The organism is Mycobacterium florentinum, from assembly GCF_010730355.1.
In the GTDB taxonomy this organism is placed as follows: domain Bacteria; phylum Actinomycetota; class Actinomycetes; order Mycobacteriales; family Mycobacteriaceae; genus Mycobacterium; species Mycobacterium florentinum.
The window spans coordinates 1356770-1375967 of the sequence record NZ_AP022576.1 but is presented as its reverse complement, the minus strand read 5'-3'; the positions used below and the strand labels follow the sequence as shown (position 1 = coordinate 1375967).

The window sequence follows — 19198 nt, the reverse complement described above, 5'->3', positions numbered from 1 at the left end:
CTTTGCTATTTGGTTCCACCCGGGCCGCCGGGACTGCCGCCGGAACCGCTCGACGGGGATCCGGGACTGAACCCGGGGCCGAGGAAGACATAGGAGCCGTGGCTGTATCCGGCGCCGAGGCTTTCGACGCGAATGCTGCACGGGTGGTTGCCATCCGGGCCGACGGTCACGATGTTGTCGCTGTAGCGCAGGTAGTCGTTGTTGTCGTTGTCGGCGCGGGCCTCGGGTTCCTGATAGTCCGCGAGCGTGTCGGCCACCTGATCGGGCGATCCGCTGCACAGGTAGCGCGTCCCGTTGACGTCGCGAGCGTACTCTCGATAGTTGCTCGCGATGTACTTCCCAATATCCTTCTGCAGCAATATGATTCCGATGATCAGCGACACCACCGACGCCAGGGCGAGCCCACCGGCCAGCCAGAACAGGTGTTTGCGGCTCACGGTCGCCACCGGCTCGCGGTCTGGACCACTTCACCGCCGGAACCAAGAGGGTTGTGCGGGTACAGGTGCCACGTCTGCCAGCGCCAGCCCGGGCCGTCGGGTTCGGCGGCCAGCACGGTCAGTGCGGCGTCATCGCCGGGGAATGTTCCGCCGAGCCAACAGGTTTCGGCTCGGCACCGCTCGCGCAGCTCGCGCGCCAGCCGGCGAAACGTCGCTTCGTCGTGCATGGCGGTGGCCGATTCCAGCGAGTACCCGGAGGCCTCGGCGTGCTCGGGCAGCTTGCCGGTCTCGCTGTCGGCGGTGCAGGACACCTGCTCGGAGAAGGTGCTGGCGGCGTGCTCGATCGTGACGAGGTGGGAGGCGCCGAGCACCCCGAGCCGCAGCGCGCCGCCATCGGGATGCCGCAGCGAATGGCTGGCCAGCAGCGGCGGTGCGGGCGCGTTGAGTGCGAGCCGCAGCCTGCTCCCGGACACGTCGGCCGGAGCTACGGCGAGCTGATAGAGCGGCACCGCGCGGACCTACGCGGTACCCGGCGCGGGCGCCGGGTAGACGGTGAGCTCGCCCGGCGACACCGGCTTGCCCGTCGAGATCTCCCAGGGCGTGCCGGGCGCCCAGCGCTCGAAGGAGAGCAGCACGCTCTGGTCGGCGTTGGCGCAGTCGACGAACTCCATCTCGCCGCCGGCCGGCAGGCCCGTCGTGCCCTCGGTCGTGTACGAGGCCCGGCCGCGTTCCGTCTCGTGAAACGCCATCCCGTCGACCAGATACTGGTCACCGGGTTGCAACGTGATGTCCTTGCGGGTGACCCACATGACGAGCTCGAGGCGCCCGTCGTCCTCTTCGACCGCGAACCACGTCGGCAGGTCGCCGCCCTCCAGCAGGTGCTCCCACCACACGAACGGTCCCTCGCGGAACGTCAGCGACCCGCGGACCACGTAGTCGATGCCGCCATAGCTGACGATGGCGCCCGGACCCAGCTGGCGGGGCCCGAATTGCGGCATCGCGTCGAACGACAGGGGGTCGCGGCGCCCGCGCGGCGCAGCCCGAGCCTTGGGCCGCCGCGACGCGATGACGAGCACCACGATGGACGCGATGAACAGCACCGCGGCCAGCACTACCAGCACTGTTCCCACCCAGGGCCTCCCGTCGCCGCGGCGGTGGAGCGAATGTCGGCTTAAGTTAACAGCTTTTGCCGGGTCCGCGTGTCCTGTCCGGTGGCGTCGGGGCCGACCGCTACGCTATCGAACAGCTGTTCGGTACTAGGTTGGAGCATGCTATGCGCGTGATGGGCGTCGACCCCGGACTGACCCGGTGCGGGCTGTCCGTGGTCGAAACCGGGCGCGGCCGCAATATCGTCGCGCTGGATGTCGACGTGGTCCGTACCCCGTCGGATGCCGCGCTGCCCAAACGACTGCTGACCATCAGCGACGCCGTCGAGCATTGGCTGGATACGCATCATCCCGACGTGATCGCGATCGAGCGGGTGTTCGCCCAGCACAATGTGTCGACCGTGATGGGCACCGCGCAGGCCGGTGGCGTGATCGCGCTGGCGGCGGCCAAACGCGACATCGACGTGCACTTCCATACCCCCAGCGAGGTCAAGGCCGCGGTCACCGGCAACGGCACCGCCGACAAGGCTCAGGTCACCGCGATGGTCACCAGAATCCTTGAGCTGCAAGCCAAACCGACGCCGGCCGACGCGGCCGATGCGCTGGCACTGGCCATCTGCCATTGCTGGAGGGCGCCGATGCTTGCCCGGATGGCGACGGCCGAGGCGATGGCCGCGCAACAGCGCCAGACCTATCGCGCCAAGCTGGCGGCGAAGGCCAAGGCCGCCAAGGCGGGAGCGGGCCGATGATCGCCTCGGTGCGCGGTGAGGTGCTGCAGGTGGCGCTCGATCACGTGGTGATCGAAGCCGGCGGCGTCGGCTACCGGGTGAACGCGACGCCGTCGACGCTGGCGACGCTGCGCCACGGCAGCGAAGCCCGCCTGATCACCGCGATGATCGTGCGCGAGGATTCACAGACCCTGTACGGCTTTGTCGACGGCGAGACCCGCGACCTGTTCCTGACGCTGCTGTCGGTGTCGGGTGTCGGGCCGCGGCTGGCGATGGCGACGCTGGCCGTGCACGACGCCGCGGCGCTGCGCCAGGCGCTGGCCGACGGCGACGTCACCGCGCTGACCCGGGTGCCCGGCATCGGAAAGCGCGGCGCCGAGCGCATGGTTCTCGAGTTGCGCGACAAGATCTATGCGGCCGGCGCGCCCGCGGCGGCGCCGGCGGGCGCGGGTCTCAATGGCCACGCGGTGCGGGGCCCGGTGATCGAGGCGCTGGTCGGCCTGGGCTTCGCGGCCAAGCAGGCCGAGGACGCCACCGACAACGTGCTGGCGGCCAGCCGCGAAAAGGGCGAGCAGGCAACGACTTCCGACGCGTTGCGGGCCGCGCTCTCGTTGCTGGGCAAGTCCAAATGAGCGACGACTATTCCGAGGACCATGCCGATCGCGACCTGTCCCCGGCGCTGACCGTCGGAGAGGGCGACATCGACGTCAGCCTGCGGCCCCGGTCGCTGCGGGAGTTCATCGGCCAGTCGCGGGTCCGCGAACAGTTGCAGCTGGTCCTCGAGGGCGCCAAAAACCGTGGTGGCACGCCGGATCACATCCTGCTGTCCGGGCCGCCGGGGTTGGGTAAGACGTCGCTGGCGATGATCATCGCCGCCGAACTCGGGTCCTCGCTGCGGGTCACCTCGGGGCCCGCGCTCGAGCGCGCCGGCGACCTGGCCGCGATGCTGTCGAACCTGGTCGAGCACGACGTGTTGTTCATCGACGAGATCCACCGCATCGCCCGGCCGGCCGAGGAGATGCTCTACCTCGCCATGGAGGACTTCCGGGTCGACGTCGTGGTGGGCAAAGGCCCTGGGGCAACGTCGATTCCGCTCGAGGTGGCGCCGTTCACCCTGGTCGGTGCGACCACCCGGTCCGGCGCGCTGACCGGGCCGCTGCGTGACCGCTTCGGTTTCACCGCGCACATGGATTTCTATGAGCCGGCCGATCTGGAGCGGGTGCTGGCGCGGTCGGCCGGGATCCTCGGCATCGAGCTGGGCGCCGAGGCCGGCGCGGAGATCGCCCGGCGTTCCCGCGGCACGCCCCGGATCGCCAACCGCCTGCTGCGCCGGGTCCGGGACTTCGCCGAGGTGCGGGCCGACGGGGTGATCACCCGCGACGTCGCCAAGTCCGCGCTGGAGGTCTACGACGTCGACGAGCTCGGGCTGGACCGGCTGGACCGTGCGGTGTTGTCGGCGCTGACCCGAAGCTTCGGCGGCGGACCGGTCGGGGTTTCGACGCTCGCGGTGGCGGTCGGGGAGGAGGCGACCACCGTCGAGGAGGTGTGTGAGCCGTTCCTGGTGCGTGCCGGCATGGTCGCGCGGACGCCGCGCGGCCGGGTGGCCACCGCGCAGGCCTGGACTCATCTGGGTATGACACCGCCGGCCGGGGCCACCGGCCTGGCCCAACCCGGACTGTTTGAATAGGAGGCGCCATGATCACCGCCGGATTGGCGTTCGCCGCGCTTGCGGCGCTGCTGCACGTCTACATCTTCACGATGGAGTCGTTGACCTGGACCTCACCGCGTACCCGCGCCGCCTTCGGCACGACACCGGAGGAGGCGGAGACCACCAAGCTGCTCGCCTTCAACCAGGGCTTTTACAACCTTTTCCTGGGGATCGTCGCCGGCATAGGGATCGCCGAGTTCGCGATGAGACATCAGGCGGTGGGCGCCGCGCTGGTCTTCGCCGGCGTCGGATCCATGGCCGCGGCCGCGGTCGTCCTCGTGGTGTCGGCACCGGACAAGGCCCGGGCGGCCGTGACGCAGGGCATATTCCCGTTGATCTCGATCGTGCTGCTGGTGATCGGCCTCGCTACATAACACAAGCATCACACGTCGCACTGGCTACGGCATCGAGGGACTGCCGGAGGTTACAACCGCGAACGGCAAGGGTATCCACGCCGTGCTGAAGTAGTCCGGCATCAATAGGGGGATGTAAATGAACTACGCACAAGACGGCCATCCGGGCAGGTTGTGGATGCCACGCTCCCGCGGTGCGGTATGCGGGTTGATCCTGATCGTTCTGGGTGCTTGGGGTGCGTTGATACCGTTCGTCGGTCCGCATTTCAATTTCGCCTACACGCCCGACAAAGAGTGGGCATGGACCCCGGCCCGCGGCTGGCTCGAGGTGTTGCCGGGCGGTGTCACCGCACTCGGTGGTCTGCTGCTGATCTTTTCCGGAAATAGGGTCACCGCGATTGTGGGCGGCTGGCTGGCGGTGCTCGCCGGCGTCTGGTTCGTGATCGGTGGTGAGGTCGCCCCGATGCTGGGGATCGGGTCTGCCGGAGATCCGATCGCCGCGACCGACCGCAAGCGCGCCGCACTCGAGATCTCGTACTTCTCCGGTCTCGGTGCGTTCATCGTCTTCGTCGGCGGCATCGCGCTGGCGCGCCTGGCGGTGCGACTGGCCAGCGATATCGAAGCCCTCGCGCGGGTGCGCTCGGCGACACCGGCCGCCAGCGAGCCCGTCTACATGTCGGGTCTGGAAGAGCCGCACCGTATGTCGGGTCTGGAAGAGCCGCACCGTGAGGTGGAGCCGGACGCCCTGACCACCCCGCGGGTGGATTCGTCCGACGACCCGAAGGCCGGCGGTTGGCGCAAGCGAGGTGGGGGCGCCGCGCCGGGCGCGTCATACCTGCGCTGGCCGCATCCCCAGAGCTAGGGCATCGCGCATGGACCGATCGCCGGCCCGTAGCCAACAGGCCGGCGATCGGTTTTGCGCTGTCTTACAGCAGGCCCAGCAGGTGCAGGTCGCTGATGTACTTGTTGATGATCGGTGCCGAGATGTGCGGAATGTCTTTGTCAGGACCGACTTTCGCGTCTTGGACCGCCGCACGGAACCGATCGGTCGGCGCCATCGACCCTCGCATCGGGTGCTCCGGCTTCTGGTAGTTGTGCAGCAGTGGCAACAGCGAGGCATTGCGCTGCTTTTCCGGTAGCCCGCGCAGGGCGGTCTCGAACCTCCGCAGCCAGTCGCCATACTCGGCGATCCGCTGAATCGAGTTGCCGTCCGCGATCAGCCAATCGACGAACTCGTCCATTCCGATGCCGTCGTCGTAGGGGTTCATCACGTGGTAGGTCTGGAAGCTCTCCACGTTCTGCGCCCCCAGCGTCGAGACTGCTTCGGCGATGAACTCGACGGGCAGCCCGTCGTAGTGCGACCGCTGCCGGTTGCCGTCGGCGTCGAGCTCGTAGAACGAGGCCGGCGCGATGCCGGTGGCCACCAGGCTCAGCATCATGCGGGTGAACATGTCCGGCACGTTGAGCTGACCGGCGTAGCTGGTGTCGGCCAGGATCATGTCGCAGCGGAACACCGCCACCGGCAGGCCACACAGGTCGTTGGCCTCCCGCAGCAGCACCTCGCCGGCCCACTTGCTGTTGCCGTAGCCGTTGGCGTAGCTGTCGTTGATCGCCCGGGTGGCGCTGATCTCGCGGACGTCGGCTTCTTCGACGAACGCGCCCGGCTTGATCTGGTCGCCCACCCCGATCGTGGACACGTAGGTGTACGGCTTCTTCTTACCGGTCAGCGCGATGCGGATCAGCTCGGCGGTGCCCAGGGCGTTGGGGCCGAACAGCTCGCTGTAGGGCAGCACGTGGTTGACCAGTGCGGCGGGGTCGACGATCAGGTCGACGGTGTCCGCCAGCCGCTGCCAGGTCTGCTGGTCCAGGCCGAGGTTGGCCTCGCCCTTGTCGCCGGCGATGACCTCGAGGTGATCGGCGGCCAGCCGCTGGTAGTGCGCCAGCAGCCTGGGATCGCCGCTGTCGAAGGTGTTGTCGAGCCGGGCGCGCGCGTCCGAGTCGGACTTGGCGCGGACCAGTGCGATCACCTTGCCGTCGACCAGGTCCATGCGCTCCAGCCATTCCAGGGCCAGGTAGCGGCCGAGGAAACCGGTGGCGCCGGTCAGCAGCACGGTGCGGACCTCGGCCGCCGGGGCCGGCAGGTTGGGTGCGCCGGCCAAGGTCTCGGCGTCGAGGAACTTGTCCAGCGTGAGGTCGCTGGCGTGCACCTCGACCGCGTCGCGACCGTGCACCGAGGCGAAGCTGGGCCGCTTGGTGCCCTGGCGTTCGGCCTCGATGTAGGCGGCGATGGCGGCCAGGTCGTTGGCCGGGCTGACGATCACGCCCACCGGCACGTCGATCTCGAAGATCTCGTGCAGCAGGTTGCCGAATGTCAACGCCGACAACGAGTCTCCACCCAGATCGGTGAAGTGGGCGTCGGGTGTCAGCTCGGTGCTGGCCGCGCCCAGCAGGGCGGCGGCGGCCCGGCTCACCGATTCCAGCACCGGCGCGGTGGTGGCGCCGCGGCGCAGTTCGCTCAGCTCGTTGGCCTGGCCTTCGGCCAGGTCGGCGTAAAGCTGTTCGAGCCGTTCGCCGTAGTGCTGCTTCAACTTTGGCCACGCCAGTTTGCGGATGCCGGTCAGCAGACCGTTCTCCAGCGTGAAAGGCGTTGTCTCGATGAGGAAGTCACGCGGCACCTCGTAGGACTGAAGACCGGCCTCCTTGGCAACGACCTGCAGCGAGTCGGCGATCCGTCCCTTGAGCTCGTCGGCTCCGAACCTTGACAGTGCCTCCTCGCTCGGCACGATCACGGCCAACAGGTAGGGGTGCGCGCTGTTGCCGTAGACGTAGATCTGCCGCACCAGCGGGCTGTTGCCGAACACCGCCTCCAGCTTGGCCACGGTGACGAACTCGCCCTGCGCCAGCTTGAGCACGTTGTTGCGGCGGTCGACGTACACCACCTTGTTGGGCGCGATCTCGGCCACGACGTCGCCGGTGCGGTAGTAGCCGTCCGGGTCGAACACCCCGGCGGTGGTTTCCGGGCGCTTGTAGTAGCCCGGGAACATGTTCTCCGTCTTGAGCAGCAGCTCGCCGCGCGGGTACGGCCGGTCGGTCGCGAAGTAGCCCAGGTCCGGCACGTCGACCAGCTTGTAGTCGATCACCGGCGGACGCTGCACCTCACCGTCGAACAGCACCATGCCGGCCTCGGTGGAGCCGTAGCCGTCCAGCAGGTGCATGTCGAGCAGGTCTTCCACCCACGCCTTCAGGTCCGCAGAGGTGGGCGCCGAGCCCGTCATCGCGAAGATGAACCGCCCGCCCAGCAGCTGCTGCGCGATCTCGTTCATCACCTCGGCCTGGCTGCCGCCGCGGTCGACGCGGCGCTGGTATTCGCTGTACAACGTCTCCCAGATGCGCGGCACGAAGTTCATCTCGGTGGGCCGCACCAGCTCGAGGTCTTCCAGCAGGGTGGACAAGTCGCTGCGGGCGGCGAAGTAGGCCGTGCCGCCATTGCCGAGCGTGCCATAGAGGATGCCGCGTCCCATGACGTGGCTCATCGGCATGAAGTTCAGCGTGATCGACGCGACGGTCTCGCCGAACCAGTTGCGGCTCGACCGGCACCACATCTTGCCGACGTTGCGCCGGGGATACATCGCGCCCTTGGGGGCTCCGGTGCTGCCGGAGGTGTAGATCAACAGTGCCAGCGCGTCGTCGTCGACGTCCGCCGCCGGTGTGGCGGGCAGTGCCGCACCGCGGCGCGCCAGATCGGCCAGGGGCTCGACGGGCACTGCGGCGTCGGTCAGCCGCGTGCGAGCGCTTTCCACGGCCTCGCGCTCGTCGTCGACCTCGGGGTGATAGTCGAACACCACGAGCTTGGTGGGCCGGTGCTCGGTGCTCAGGATCAGCTCGACGGCGTCGGACAGCTGGTTCACGCTGGCCGCGAACATGGCGGGCTCGGTCTCGGTCACGATCGGCGTGAGCTGCGCGACCGCGGCGCTGGTTTGCAGCGGCACCCCCACCGCGCCGACCACTCCGAGGGCGATGTCGATGGTGGTGAAGTCGACGCTGTTGAAGCCCAGTGCCGCCACCCGGTCGCCCGGCAGCAGGCCGTCGCCGGTCAGGGCCCGGGCCACCGCATCGACGCGTTCGCGCAGTTCACCGTAGGTGATGGTGTCGAAGCGGGGGAGCAGACCCAGCACGGTGCGCCCGGTCTTGGGGTCCGCGACGAATTCGACGGCGCGCTGTCCCAGGGCCGGGCGGTCACCGTAACCCTCGAGCACGGTCTGGACGATCTGCGGAAGTCGCAGTCCAGCGTGATCGAGGGCCTCGACGACCGCCGGATCCGGCTTGGCGGCGGCGAACTGTGGGTCGGTAGCGGTCAGATTCTCAATGCGGCGTTCGAGCCGCTCTTCGCGAGTGGTAGTCGACATGACAGTTCCTTGCATTGCTGAGAAGTTCAGGCTGTTGACGCGACGTTGCGCTGACACTTAGAACGTTAGCGAAGCTAAAGGTATTCCTCAATGGTTCTCGCCTGAGGCTTCGCTGTGAGATCGCCCACCTGCGTACGGACCGACGATCGGGTGCCGAACGGTCGAAGCAGCGCGCTGACGGGTCGGCTGCGTACTCGCAGCGGCCACCAGAACCAGCGTCGTCCCAGCAGCGCCGCGATGGACGGCGTCATCAAGGCGCGAACCAACAGCGTGTCGAACAGCAGGCCGATACCGATGGTGGTGCCGATCTGGCCGATCGCGCGGAGATCGCTGACCATCATCGACGCCATCGTGAACGCGAACACCAGGCCCGCATTCGTCACGACTTTGCCGGTGCCGCCCATCGAACGAATGATGCCGGCATTCAACCCGGCGTCGATCTCCTCTTTGAATCGGGAAACCAGCAGCAGGTTGTAATCGGACCCCACGGCCAGCAAAACGATGACGGACGTCACCACCACGAGCCCGTACAGCGGGAAGCTCATCATGTATTGCCAGAACAGCACCGACAGCCCGAAGGATGCGCCCAGCGAGACGGCGACCGTACCGACAATGACCGATGCCGCGATAAAGGCGCGGGTGAGTACCAACATGATGATGAAGATGAGGCAAAGCGACGACGTTCCCGCGATCAGCAGATGGTGAGCAGGACGGGCTCTACAGGTCGGCCAGTAGCAGCCGCAGGACCTCGAGGCCCTCAGTGAGTAGCTCGTCGCTGATGGTCAGCGGGGGCAGCAGCCGGATAACGTTGCCGAACATGCCGCAGGTCAGCACGATGACTCCGGCGGCGCCGGCCGCGGTGGCCAGCTTGTTCGTCAGCTCGGCGTCGGGGTCGCTGGTGCCGGACTTGACCAGCTCGACGGCGATCATGGCACCGCGGCCGCGCACGTCGCCGATCCGGTCGTCGCCGGCCTGGGTGCGCAGCAGCACATCGGTGATCAGCCGCTCGATCTGCTGGGCCCGCTCGATCAGGCCGTCGTTCTCGATGGTCTCGATGCTGGCCAGGGCCGCCGCGCAGGCGACGGGGTTGCCGCCGAAGGTGCCGCCCAGGCCGCTCACGTGCGGGGCGTCCATGATCTCGGCGCGGCCCGTCACCGCCGACAGTGGCAGCCCGCCGGCGATGCCCTTGGCGGTGCAGATCAGGTCGGGCTCCAGACCGCCTGCGCCCTCGTGCTCGCAGGCGAACATCGCGCCGGTGCGCGCAAAGCCGCTTTGCACCTCGTCGGCGATGAACACCACATTGTTCTTGCGGCACCAGTCCAGCAGCGCGGGCAGGAAGCCCTCGGCCGGGACGATGAACCCGCCCTCGCCCTGGATCGGTTCGATGATGACGGCGGCCAGGTTGGCGGCGCCGACCTGCTTGTCGAAGACGCTGATGGCGCGCTTGGCGGCGAGCTCGCCGTCGGTGGCCAGTTCCTTGTCGAGCAGGCCGTCGCGGTACGGGTAGGACATCGGCGCCCGGTAGATCTCCGGTGCGAACGGGCCGAAGCCGCTCTTGTACGGCATGGACTTGGCGGTCAGCGCCATCGTCATGTTGGTGCGGCCGTGATAGGCGTGGTCGAAGGCCACGACGGCGGGTTTGCCGGTGTAGGAGCGCGCGATCTTGATGGCGTTCTCGACGGCCTCGGCCCCGGAGTTGAACAGCACCGACCGCTTCTCGCCCGAGCCGGGGGTGATCCGGTTCAGCTCCTCGGCGACCGCGACGTAGGACTCGTACGGCGTGACCATGAAGCAGGTGTGGGTGAACTCGGCGACCTGTTCGCGCACCGCGTCGATCACCCGCGGCGAGGAGTTGCCGATCGTGGTGACGGCGATGCCGGAGCCCAGGTCGATAAGCCGGTTTCCGTCGACGTCCTCGACGATGCCGCCGCCCGCGCGCGCGACGAACACGGGCAGCGTGATGCCGACGCCGTGGGACACCGCCGAGGTGCGGCGCCTGTTGAGTTCCAGCGACCGGGGACCGGGGATTTCGGTAACCAGCTGGCGGGTCTGTTCGAGGCTGGCCACGATGTCCTCCTCCCGGCGACACGTGCATCGCGCCGCGCTGAAAGCCTAGCTGTTCCAGGGGTCTTGGCGCCTGCCGACGACTCGGCTGTGGCGCCCGCCGCGGGCGGTCCGCGCAGGTGCCGGTTGGTTGCGGCCCGCGGCCTGCCAGACTGGACGGGCACACTGGACCCTCGAAAACCCAGTGACACCGATACGAAAGACAGGCACGTTCGATGGAAAGTTTGGTTTTGTTCCTGCCGTTCCTGCTCATCATGGGCGGGTTCATGTACCTGGCGTCGCGTCGCCAGAAGAAGGCGATGCAGGCCACCATCGACCTGCACGAGTCGTTGCAGCCGGGGGATCGCGTGCACACGACGTCCGGCATGGAGGCCACCGTCGTCGCCCTCACCGACGACACCGTCGACCTCGAGATCGCCGACGGCGTGGTGACCACCTGGATGAAGCTGGCCATCCGCGACAAAATCCTGCCCGAGGACGACTTCGACGACGAAGACGACGACTTGGAAGAATCCGACGACGTCCCGGGCCCGGCCGACGAGAGCCGCGTGACCAAAGATCAGTGACCGACCCGGTCCGATGAGCGGTTTCCGCGAAGCGGACACGTAGGCTCTGTCGGGGAAAGAAACCGATCACCAAGGAGATATAAGGAAAGTGGCATCGTCTTCGGCGCCGGTGCACCCCGCCCGCTACCTGTCGGTTTTCTTCGTCTTGCTGATCGGCGTCTATCTGCTGGTGTTTCTCACCGGCGACAAGCACGCCGCCCCGAAGCTCGGCATCGACCTGCAGGGCGGCACCCGGGTCACGCTGACCGCGCGGACCCCCGACGGCTCGCGCCCGAGCCGGGACGCCCTGGCCCAGGCGCAGCAGATCATCAGCGCGCGCGTCAACGGCCTGGGCGTCTCCGGCTCGGAGGTCGTGGTCGACGGCGACAACCTGGTGATCACCGTGCCGGGCAACGACGGCAACGAGGCCCGCAACCTGGGGCAGACCGCCCGGCTCTACATCCGCCCGGTGCTGAACTCGTCGCCGGCCCAGGCCGCCGAAGCCAAACCGCCGGCCGGCACCCCGCCCGGCGGTCACCCGGCCCCCGAAGGCCAGCCGGCGCCCGGCCAGCCTGCGCCACCGCCCGCGGGCCAGCCCGCGCCACCACCGGCCGGCCGGCCGGCCCCACCGCCCGCCGGCCAGTCCGGGCGGCCGGCGCCGCAACCGCGTCCGTACCCGCAGGACCCGCCGCCGACGCCCAGCCCGAAACCGAGCCCGGCTCCGGCGAGCAATGCGCCGCCGCCCGGCAATGCACCGGCACCCGGAGCATCGGCACCCGGCGGACCGGCCGCGGACGCGCCGCCGCCTGACGTGCCCGGGCCGCCCGATCCGCGCAAAGACCTCGCCGACCGCATCAAGGTGATGAAGGATTTTCGGCAGAGCAACAACCCCTACATTCAGATGGTCGCCCAGCAGTGGGTGGCCGCCCACTGCGACAAAGAGGACATTCTGGCCGGTAACGACGACCCGGCCCTGCCCCTGATCACCTGCTCGACCGACCACAAGTACGTCTACCTGCTGGGGCCGTCGATCATCAGCGGCGACCAGATCCAGGACGCCAGCTCGACGATGAACCAGCGCGGCATCGGCTACGTCGTCGACGTTCAGTTCAAGCCCGCCGCGGCGAACACCTGGGCGGACTTCACCGCCGCCCACATCGGTACCCAGACCGCGTTCACGCTGGACTCCCAGGTGGTCAGCGCGCCGATGATCCAAGAGGCGATCCCCGGCGGGCGGACCCAGATCTCCGGCGGCGACCCGCCGTTCACCGCCGCCACCGCCAAACAGCTGGCCAACGTTCTGAAGTACGGCTCGCTGCCGCTGTCGTTCGAATCGTCGGAGGCCCAAACCGTCTCTGCCACACTGGGTTTGACCTCGCTGCGCGCGGGGCTGATCGCGGGCGGAATCGGCTTGATCCTGGTGCTGCTCTACTCGCTGCTGTATTACCGGGTGCTGGGATTGCTGACGGCGCTGTCCCTGATCGCCTCCGGTGCAATGATTTTCGCGATCTTGGTGATCCTGGGCCGGCAGATCAACTACACCCTGGATCTGGCGGGTATCGCCGGTCTGATCATCGGCATCGGCACCACCGCGGACTCGTTCGTGGTGTTCTTCGAGCGCATCAAGGACGAAATCCGCGAAGGCCGTTCGTTCCGATCGGCGGTGCCGCGCGGCTGGGTACGGGCCCGCAAGACGATCGTGTCGGGTAACGCCGTCACCTTCCTGGCCGCCGCGGTCCTGTACGGCCTGGCGATCGGTCAGGTGCGGGGATTCGCGTTCACCCTGGGCCTGACCACGGTCCTCGACATCGTGGTGGTGTTCCTGGTGACCTGGCCGCTGGTGTACCTGGCCTCCAAATCCCCGACACTGGCCAAGCCCGCGTACAACGGCCTGGGCGCCGTCCAGCAGGTCGCCCGGGAACGCCGAGCTTCAGACGTGAAGACGGGACGGGGGTAACGCGATGACCTCGAAAGACAAGGCCGACTCCGACACGGCAGCGGTCGAACTCACCGAAGCCGGCGAAAAGGCGGTGGAGCCGACGTCCGACTCCGCCGAGCAGCCGCCGCATCACAGCTTTCTCTCCCGGCTCTACACCGGAACGGGTGCGTTCGAGGTGGTCGGGCGGCGCCGGTTGTGGTACGGCATCAGCGGGGCGATCGTCGCCATCGCGATCCTGTCCATCATCTTGCGCGGCTTTACTTTTGGGATCGACTTCAAGGGCGGCACCACGGTCTCGTTCCCGCGCGGCAACGTCGCGACCTCGCAGGTGCAGGACGTGTTCCGCAAGACGCTGGGCCGCGACGCCGAATCGGTGGTCATCGTCGGCAACGGCGCTTCGGCGACGGTGCAGATCAGCTCGGAAACGCTGTCCAACGACGAGACGACCAAGCTGCGCAACGCGTTGTTCGATGCGTTCGGACCCAAGGGCACCGACGGCAAGCCCAACAAGGCGGCGATCAGCGACTCGGCGGTCTCCGAGACGTGGGGCGACCAGATCACCAACAAGGCGCTGATGGCGCTGGGTGTGTTCCTGGTGCTGGTCAGCATCTACATCATGGTGCGCTACGAGCGCTACATGTCGATCTCCGCGCTGACGACGATGGTGTTCGACCTGACCGTCACCGCGGGGGTGTATTCGCTGGTGGGCTTCGAGGTGAGCCCGGCCACGGTGATCGGCCTGCTGACCATCCTCGGGTTCTCCCTGTACGACACCGTCATCGTCTTCGACAAGGTCGAAGAGAACACCAAAGACTTCCAACACAGAAACCGGCGCACCTTCGCCGAGGAAGCCAACCTGGCCATCAACCAGACCTTCATGCGCTCGATCAACACCAGCCTGATATCGGTCCTGCCGGTGCTGGCGCTGATGGTGGTCGCGGTCTGGCTGCTGGGCGTCGGCACGCTGAAGGACCTGGCGCTGGTGCAGCTGGTCGGCATCCTGGTCGGCACGTATTCGTCGATCTTCTTCGCCACCCCGCTGCTGGTCACGCTGCGTGAGCGCACCGAGCTGGTGCGAACCCACACCCGCCGCGTCCTCAAACGACGCAAGCCCGGCACGCCCGAGCAGGCGGACGTCTCCGGCGACGAGGCCTCCGACAGCGAGACCACGCGGGAGACCAAGAAGGCCGCGGCGGCGTCGGCCGGGTCCGCACCGAGCAAGCCGGCGCCGGGTGCCCGGCCCGTGCGGCCCACCGGTACCCGACGCCCGAGCGGCAAGCGAAACGCCGGCCGGCGGTAGCCGCGATGCTCAGGCGGGCAGCGACCGTTGCCCTGGCCGCGCCGCTCGTCGCCGTGGCCACTCTGACGGGATGCTCGGGTAGCGCCGCCTCGCAGATCGACTACGTCGTCGACGGTCGGCTGAGCAGCTACAACGCCAACACCACGGTCGGGTTCGCGTCGGCCGCGGCGCAGGCGTTCGCCCGGACGCTGACCGGGTTCGGCTATCACGGCCCCGACGGACAGGTCGTCGCCGACCACGACTTCGGTTCCGTCTCCGTGGTGGCCGGTTCGCCACTGGTCCTCGACTACCAGATTGCCGACAACGCGGTCTACTCCGACGGTAAGCCGCTGACCTGCGACGACCTGGTGCTCGCCTGGGCCGCCCAGTCGGGGCGCTTTCCCGGCTTCGACGCCGCCACCCAGGCCGGCTACGTCGACATCGCCAACATCGAATGCATACCGGGGCAGAAGAAGGCGCGGGTCTCGTTCATCCCGGACCGCGGCGTCGTCGACTACACCCAGCTGTTCGCCGCGACCACGATGATGCCGTCGCATGTCATCGCCGATCAGCTGAATATCGACGTGACCGCGACGCTGCTGAGCAACAACGCGGCGTCGGTCGCGCAGATCGCGCAGCTGTGGAACACCACGTGGGATCTCAAGCCCGGGCTCAAACACGACGAGATCCAAAAGCGTTTCCCGTCGTCGGGGCCCTACAAAATCGAATCCGTCCTCGACGACGGCGCCGTGGTGCTTGTCGCCAACGACCGGTGGTGGGGTCCCAAGGCGATCACCAAGCGGATCACGGTGTCGCCGCAGGCCCCCGACATCCAGGACCGGGTCAACAACCGCAGCGTCGACGTCGTGGATGTCGCGGCCGGGTCGTCGGGAACGCTGGCCACGCCGGACAACTACGAGCGCACCGACGCGGCGGCCGCGGGCGTCGAGCAGCTGATCTTCGCCCCGCAGGGGCCGCTGGCGCAGACCAACGCCCGTCGCGCGTTCGCGCTGTGCACGCCCCGCGACGTGATCGCGCACGACGCCGGGGTCCCGATCGCCAATTCGCGACTGTCTCCGGTCGCCGAGGACGCCGTCGCGCAGGCCGACGGTGCCGCCGAGGCCGGCCCGTTCAACAAGGCGGACCCGGTCGCCTCCCGCGCCGCGCTGGGCGGTGCGCCGCTGGCGGTGCGGATCGGCTACCAGAGCCCCAACGCCCGACTCGCGGTCACCGTCGGGACCATCACCAGGTCGTGCGCGGCGGCCGGCATCACTGTCTCCAACGTCACACTGGACACCTCCGGGCCGCAGGCGCTGCGGGACGGAAAGATCGATGTACTGCTGGCCAGCACGGGTGGAGCCAGCGGCAGCGGGTCCACCGGATCGTCGTCGATGGACGCCTACGACCTGCACAGCGGCAACGGCAATAACCTGTCCGACTACGCGAATCCGCAGGTCGACGGCATAATCGGGGCGCTCGCGGTTTCCGGCGACCCGGCCGAGCGAGTTCGGCTGCTTGCCGAGGCAGCGCCGGTACTGTGGGGAGACATGCCGACGTTGCCCCTGTATCGGCAGCAGCGCACGTTGCTGATGTCGAAAAAGATGTACGCAGTCAGCGCGAATCCGACCCGCTGGGGCGCGGGCTGGAACATGGACCGATGGGCTTTGATGCAGTGACGGATATTCGCGAGGACGCGGCCTTGGCCGACCTCATCGCGTCGCTGACCCGCGACGTTGCCAACTTTCCGAAGCGGGGAGTCCGGTTCAAGGACCTCACGCCGCTGTTCGCCGACCGGACGGCGATGAATGCGGTGATCGACGCGCTGGCCGACATCTCCTCCGACGTCGATCTGGTGGCCGGCATCGAGTCACGGGGTTCTCTGGTGGCCGCTGCCGTCGCCGCCCGGCTCGGCACCGGCGTGCTGTCCATCCGCAAGGAGGGCAAACTGCCGCCGCCGGTGCTGCACGAGAAATACGACCGGGAGTACGGTCCCGCCGCGATCGAGATTCCCGCCAATGGGCTGGACTTGCGCGGCACCAGCATCATGATCATCGACGACGTGCTGGCCACCGGCGGCACGCTGGGCGCGGCCAACCGCTTGCTCGAGCGCGCCGGGGCCAACGTGACCGGCGCGGCCGTGCTGGTGGAGATCACCGCGCTGGGCGGTCGGGAGGCCGTCGCGCCTTTGGCGGTCGACAGCTTGAGCCGCGTTTAAGGGGATATCCTCGAGGTCGGAGGTGACCAACGTGGCGGATGAGCAAAGCACGGCGCAAGCTGTGGTGCCGCCTATCGAGTCGCCGGCCTCGCCGCCGACCGACGTGGCGGGCACGCCGGAGCCACCGACCGAAACCCTGAAGACGACCAGCAGCGCGTCCCGTCGGGTCCGGGCCCGGCTGGCCCGGCGGATGACCGCCCAGCGCAGCGCGTTCAACCCCGTGCTCGAGCCGTTGGTGGCGGTGCACCGGGAAATCTATCCCAAGGCGAACTTCTCGATGCTCAACCGGGCGTTCGAGGTCGCCGACCAGCGTCATGCCAGTCAATTGCGGCGTTCCGGTGATCCCTACATCACCCATCCGCTGGCCGTCGCGAACATTCTCGCCGAATTGGGCATGGACACCACCACTTTGGTGGCCGCGTTGCTGCACGACACCGTCGAGGACACCGGGTACACGCTGGAGGCCTTGAGCGAGGAATTCGGTGACGAGGTGGGCCATCTCGTCGACGGGGTGACGAAGCTGGACCGCGTCGAGCTGGGCAACGCCGCCGAAGGCGAGACGATCCGCAAGATGATCACCGCGATGGCGCGCGACCCGCGGGTGCTGGTGATCAAGGTCGCCGACCGGCTGCACAACATGCGGACCATGCGCTTCCTGCCGCCGGAAAAGCAGGCCCGCAAAGCCCGCGAGACGTTGGAAGTCATTGCGCCGCTTGCACATCGGCTGGGTATGGCCAGCGTGAAGTGGGAGCTGGAAGACCTGTCGTTCGCGATCCTGCACCCCAAGAAGTACGAGGAGATCGTTCGCCTGGTCGCCGGGCGTGCACCGTCCCGGGACACCTATCTGGCCAAGGTCCGCGCCGAAATCGTCGCCACGCTCGGCGCGTCGAAAATCAAAGCGACAGTAGAGGGCCGACCCAAGCACTACTGGTCGATCTACCAGAAGATGATCGTCAAGGGTCGCGACTTCGACGACATCCACGACCTGGTCGGCATCCGCATCCTGTGCGACGAGATCCGGGACTGCTATGCCGCCGTGGGTGTGGTGCACTCGCTCTGGCAGCCGATGGCGGGGCGCTTCAAGGACTACATCGCCCAGCCCAGATACGGTGTCTACCAGTCGCTGCACACCACGGTCGTCGGGCCGGAGGGCAAGCCGCTGGAAGTGCAGATCCGCACCCGCGACATGCACCGCACCGCCGAATACGGCATCGCCGCGCACTGGCGCTACAAGGAAGCCAAGGGCCGCAACGGAGTTCTGCATCCGCACGCCGCCGCCGAGATCGACGACATGGCCTGGATGCGGCAGCTGCTCGACTGGCAACGTGAGGCCGCCGACCCGGGCGAGTTCCTGGAGTCGTTGCGTTACGACCTTGCGGTGCAAGAGATCTTCGTGTTCACCCCCAAGGGTGATGTCGTCACGCTGCCGACCGGTTCGACGCCGGTGGACTTCGCCTACGCGGTGCACACCGAGGTCGGCCACCGTTGCATCGGCGCCCGGGTCAACGGTCGACTGGTGGCGCTGGAACGCAAGCTCGACAACGGGGAAGTTGTAGAGGTTTTCACCTCCAAGGCGCCCAACGCCGGACCGTCGCGGGACTGGCAGCAATTCGTGGTGTCGCCGCGGGCCAAGGCGAAGATCCGGCAGTGGTTCGCCAAGGAGCGCCGCGAGGAGGCGCTGGAGGCCGGCAAAGAGGCGATGGCCCGCGAGGTCCGCCGCGGCGGACTTCCGTTGCAGCGCTTGGTCAATGGTGAGGCCATGGCGGCGGTGGCCCGCGAACTGCACTACACCGACGTGTCCGCGATGTACACCGCGATCGGTGAGGGACATGTGTCGGCGCGCCACGTCGTGCAACGGCTGCTGGCCGAGCTGGGCGGCATCGACCAGGCCGAAGACGATCTCTCCGAAAGGTCCACGCCGACAACGATGTTGCGCCGCCCGCGCAGCACCGACGACGTCGGTGTGTCGGTCCCCGGCGCTCCCGGCGTACTGACCAAGCTGGCGAAGTGCTGCACGCCCGTGCCGGGGGACGCGATCATGGGCTTCGTCACCCGCGGCGGCGGCGTCAGCGTGCACCGCACCGACTGCACCAACGCCGCGTCACTGCAGCAGCAGGCCGAGCGCATCATCGAGGTGCTCTGGGCGCCGTCGCCGTCGTCGGTGTTTCTGGTGGCGATTCAGGTCGAGGCGCTCGACCGGCACCGGTTGCTCTCGGACGTCACGCGGGTGCTTGCCGACGAGAAGGTGAACATCCTGTCGGCGTCGGTCACCACCTCGGGGGACCGAGTTGCGATCAGCCGCTTCACTTTTGAGATGGGCGACCCCAAGCACCTCGGCCACCTGCTGAACGTCGTGCGCAATGTCGAAGGCGTCTACGACGTCTACCGGGTGACATCTGCCGCCTAAGGCGTCGTAAT

At 67.9% G+C, this 19198-nt stretch carries 16 protein-coding genes and 1 pseudogene; 11 read left to right on the top strand and 6 right to left on the bottom strand.

The window, feature by feature from the left end; translation table 11 throughout:
• Positions 1 to 5: 5 nt before the first annotated feature.
• From G6N55_RS06360 to G6N55_RS06350, 3 genes are read right to left on the bottom strand one after another with little or no spacing between them, the layout of a single operon-like run.
• The gene (locus G6N55_RS06360; RefSeq protein ID WP_085227150.1) at positions 6 to 437 is read right to left on the bottom strand and encodes a DUF4247 domain-containing protein; all 432 of its coding nucleotides are present in this window, start codon (positions 435 to 437) and stop codon (positions 6 to 8) included.
• Complete coding sequence (locus G6N55_RS06355; protein ID WP_085226918.1) at positions 434 to 946, bottom strand: DUF2617 family protein; 513 nt, start codon at positions 944 to 946, stop codon at positions 434 to 436. Before G6N55_RS06355 ends, G6N55_RS06360 begins: the two co-directional genes overlap by 4 nt.
• Positions 947 to 955: 9 nt before the next feature.
• Complete coding sequence (locus G6N55_RS06350) at positions 956 to 1567, bottom strand: DUF4178 domain-containing protein (protein ID WP_085226920.1); 612 nt, start codon at positions 1565 to 1567, stop codon at positions 956 to 958.
• Between the two features lie 143 nt (positions 1568 to 1710).
• On the opposite strand from G6N55_RS06350, the gene ruvC reads away from it, so the two are divergent.
• From ruvC to G6N55_RS06325, 5 genes are all read left to right on the top strand, one after another.
• A complete protein-coding gene (gene ruvC / locus G6N55_RS06345) occupies positions 1711 to 2292 on the top strand; it encodes a crossover junction endodeoxyribonuclease RuvC (protein WP_085226922.1) in 582 nt (193 codons plus the stop codon).
• The gene (ruvA, locus tag G6N55_RS06340; protein ID WP_085226924.1) at positions 2289 to 2903 is read left to right on the top strand and encodes a Holliday junction branch migration protein RuvA; all 615 of its coding nucleotides are present in this window, start codon (positions 2289 to 2291) and stop codon (positions 2901 to 2903) included. The genes ruvC and ruvA overlap by 4 nt, the downstream gene beginning before the upstream one ends.
• Positions 2900 to 3958 (top strand): Holliday junction branch migration DNA helicase RuvB, encoded by a 1059-nt coding sequence (gene ruvB, locus G6N55_RS06335; RefSeq protein ID WP_085226926.1) that lies wholly within the window; start codon positions 2900 to 2902, stop codon positions 3956 to 3958. The genes ruvA and ruvB overlap by 4 nt, the downstream gene beginning before the upstream one ends.
• An 8-nt stretch (positions 3959 to 3966) precedes the next feature.
• Positions 3967 to 4353: a DUF1304 domain-containing protein gene (locus G6N55_RS06330; protein WP_085226928.1), complete on the top strand. Its 387-nt coding sequence runs from the start codon at positions 3967 to 3969 to the stop codon at positions 4351 to 4353.
• A gap of 118 nt (positions 4354 to 4471) precedes the next feature.
• Positions 4472 to 5194 (top strand): hypothetical protein, encoded by a 723-nt coding sequence (locus G6N55_RS06325; RefSeq protein ID WP_085226929.1) that lies wholly within the window; start codon positions 4472 to 4474, stop codon positions 5192 to 5194.
• A gap of 64 nt (positions 5195 to 5258) precedes the next feature.
• Here the strand turns inward: G6N55_RS06325 and car are convergent, their stop codons facing one another.
• From car to gabT, 3 genes and pseudogenes are all read right to left on the bottom strand, one after another.
• Complete coding sequence (gene car, locus G6N55_RS06320; protein ID WP_085226931.1) at positions 5259 to 8738, bottom strand: carboxylic acid reductase; 3480 nt, start codon at positions 8736 to 8738, stop codon at positions 5259 to 5261.
• A gap of 74 nt (positions 8739 to 8812) precedes the next feature.
• Positions 8813 to 9442 (bottom strand): annotated as a pseudogene (locus G6N55_RS06315) (MMPL family transporter); the annotation flags it as partial.
• 13 nt (positions 9443 to 9455) lie between these two features.
• Positions 9456 to 10805: a 4-aminobutyrate--2-oxoglutarate transaminase gene (gabT, locus tag G6N55_RS06310; RefSeq protein ID WP_085226935.1), complete on the bottom strand. Its 1350-nt coding sequence runs from the start codon at positions 10803 to 10805 to the stop codon at positions 9456 to 9458.
• Between the two features lie 212 nt (positions 10806 to 11017).
• Between gabT and yajC the strand changes: the two genes are divergently transcribed.
• The 6 genes from yajC to G6N55_RS06280 all read left to right on the top strand — a co-directional run bounded on the left by yajC (position 11018) and on the right by G6N55_RS06280 (position 19187).
• Complete coding sequence (gene yajC, locus G6N55_RS06305; RefSeq protein WP_085226937.1) at positions 11018 to 11368, top strand: preprotein translocase subunit YajC; 351 nt, start codon at positions 11018 to 11020, stop codon at positions 11366 to 11368.
• A gap of 88 nt (positions 11369 to 11456) precedes the next feature.
• Complete coding sequence (gene secD / locus G6N55_RS06300) at positions 11457 to 13304, top strand: protein translocase subunit SecD (RefSeq protein ID WP_085226939.1); 1848 nt, start codon at positions 11457 to 11459, stop codon at positions 13302 to 13304.
• 4 nt (positions 13305 to 13308) lie between these two features.
• Complete coding sequence (gene secF, locus G6N55_RS06295; RefSeq protein ID WP_085226941.1) at positions 13309 to 14586, top strand: protein translocase subunit SecF; 1278 nt, start codon at positions 13309 to 13311, stop codon at positions 14584 to 14586.
• A 5-nt stretch (positions 14587 to 14591) separates the two neighbouring features.
• Entirely contained in the window at positions 14592 to 16241 is a 1650-nt protein-coding gene (locus G6N55_RS06290; RefSeq protein ID WP_085226943.1) for an ABC transporter substrate-binding protein, read from the top strand.
• Positions 16223 to 16780: an adenine phosphoribosyltransferase gene (locus tag G6N55_RS06285; RefSeq protein ID WP_085226945.1), complete on the top strand. Its 558-nt coding sequence runs from the start codon at positions 16223 to 16225 to the stop codon at positions 16778 to 16780. Before G6N55_RS06290 ends, G6N55_RS06285 begins: the two co-directional genes overlap by 19 nt.
• A gap of 31 nt (positions 16781 to 16811) precedes the next feature.
• Positions 16812 to 19187, top strand: coding sequence for a RelA/SpoT family protein (locus G6N55_RS06280; protein ID WP_085227152.1), 2376 nt, complete (start codon positions 16812 to 16814; stop codon positions 19185 to 19187).
• Positions 19188 to 19198: the final 11 nt, after the last annotated feature.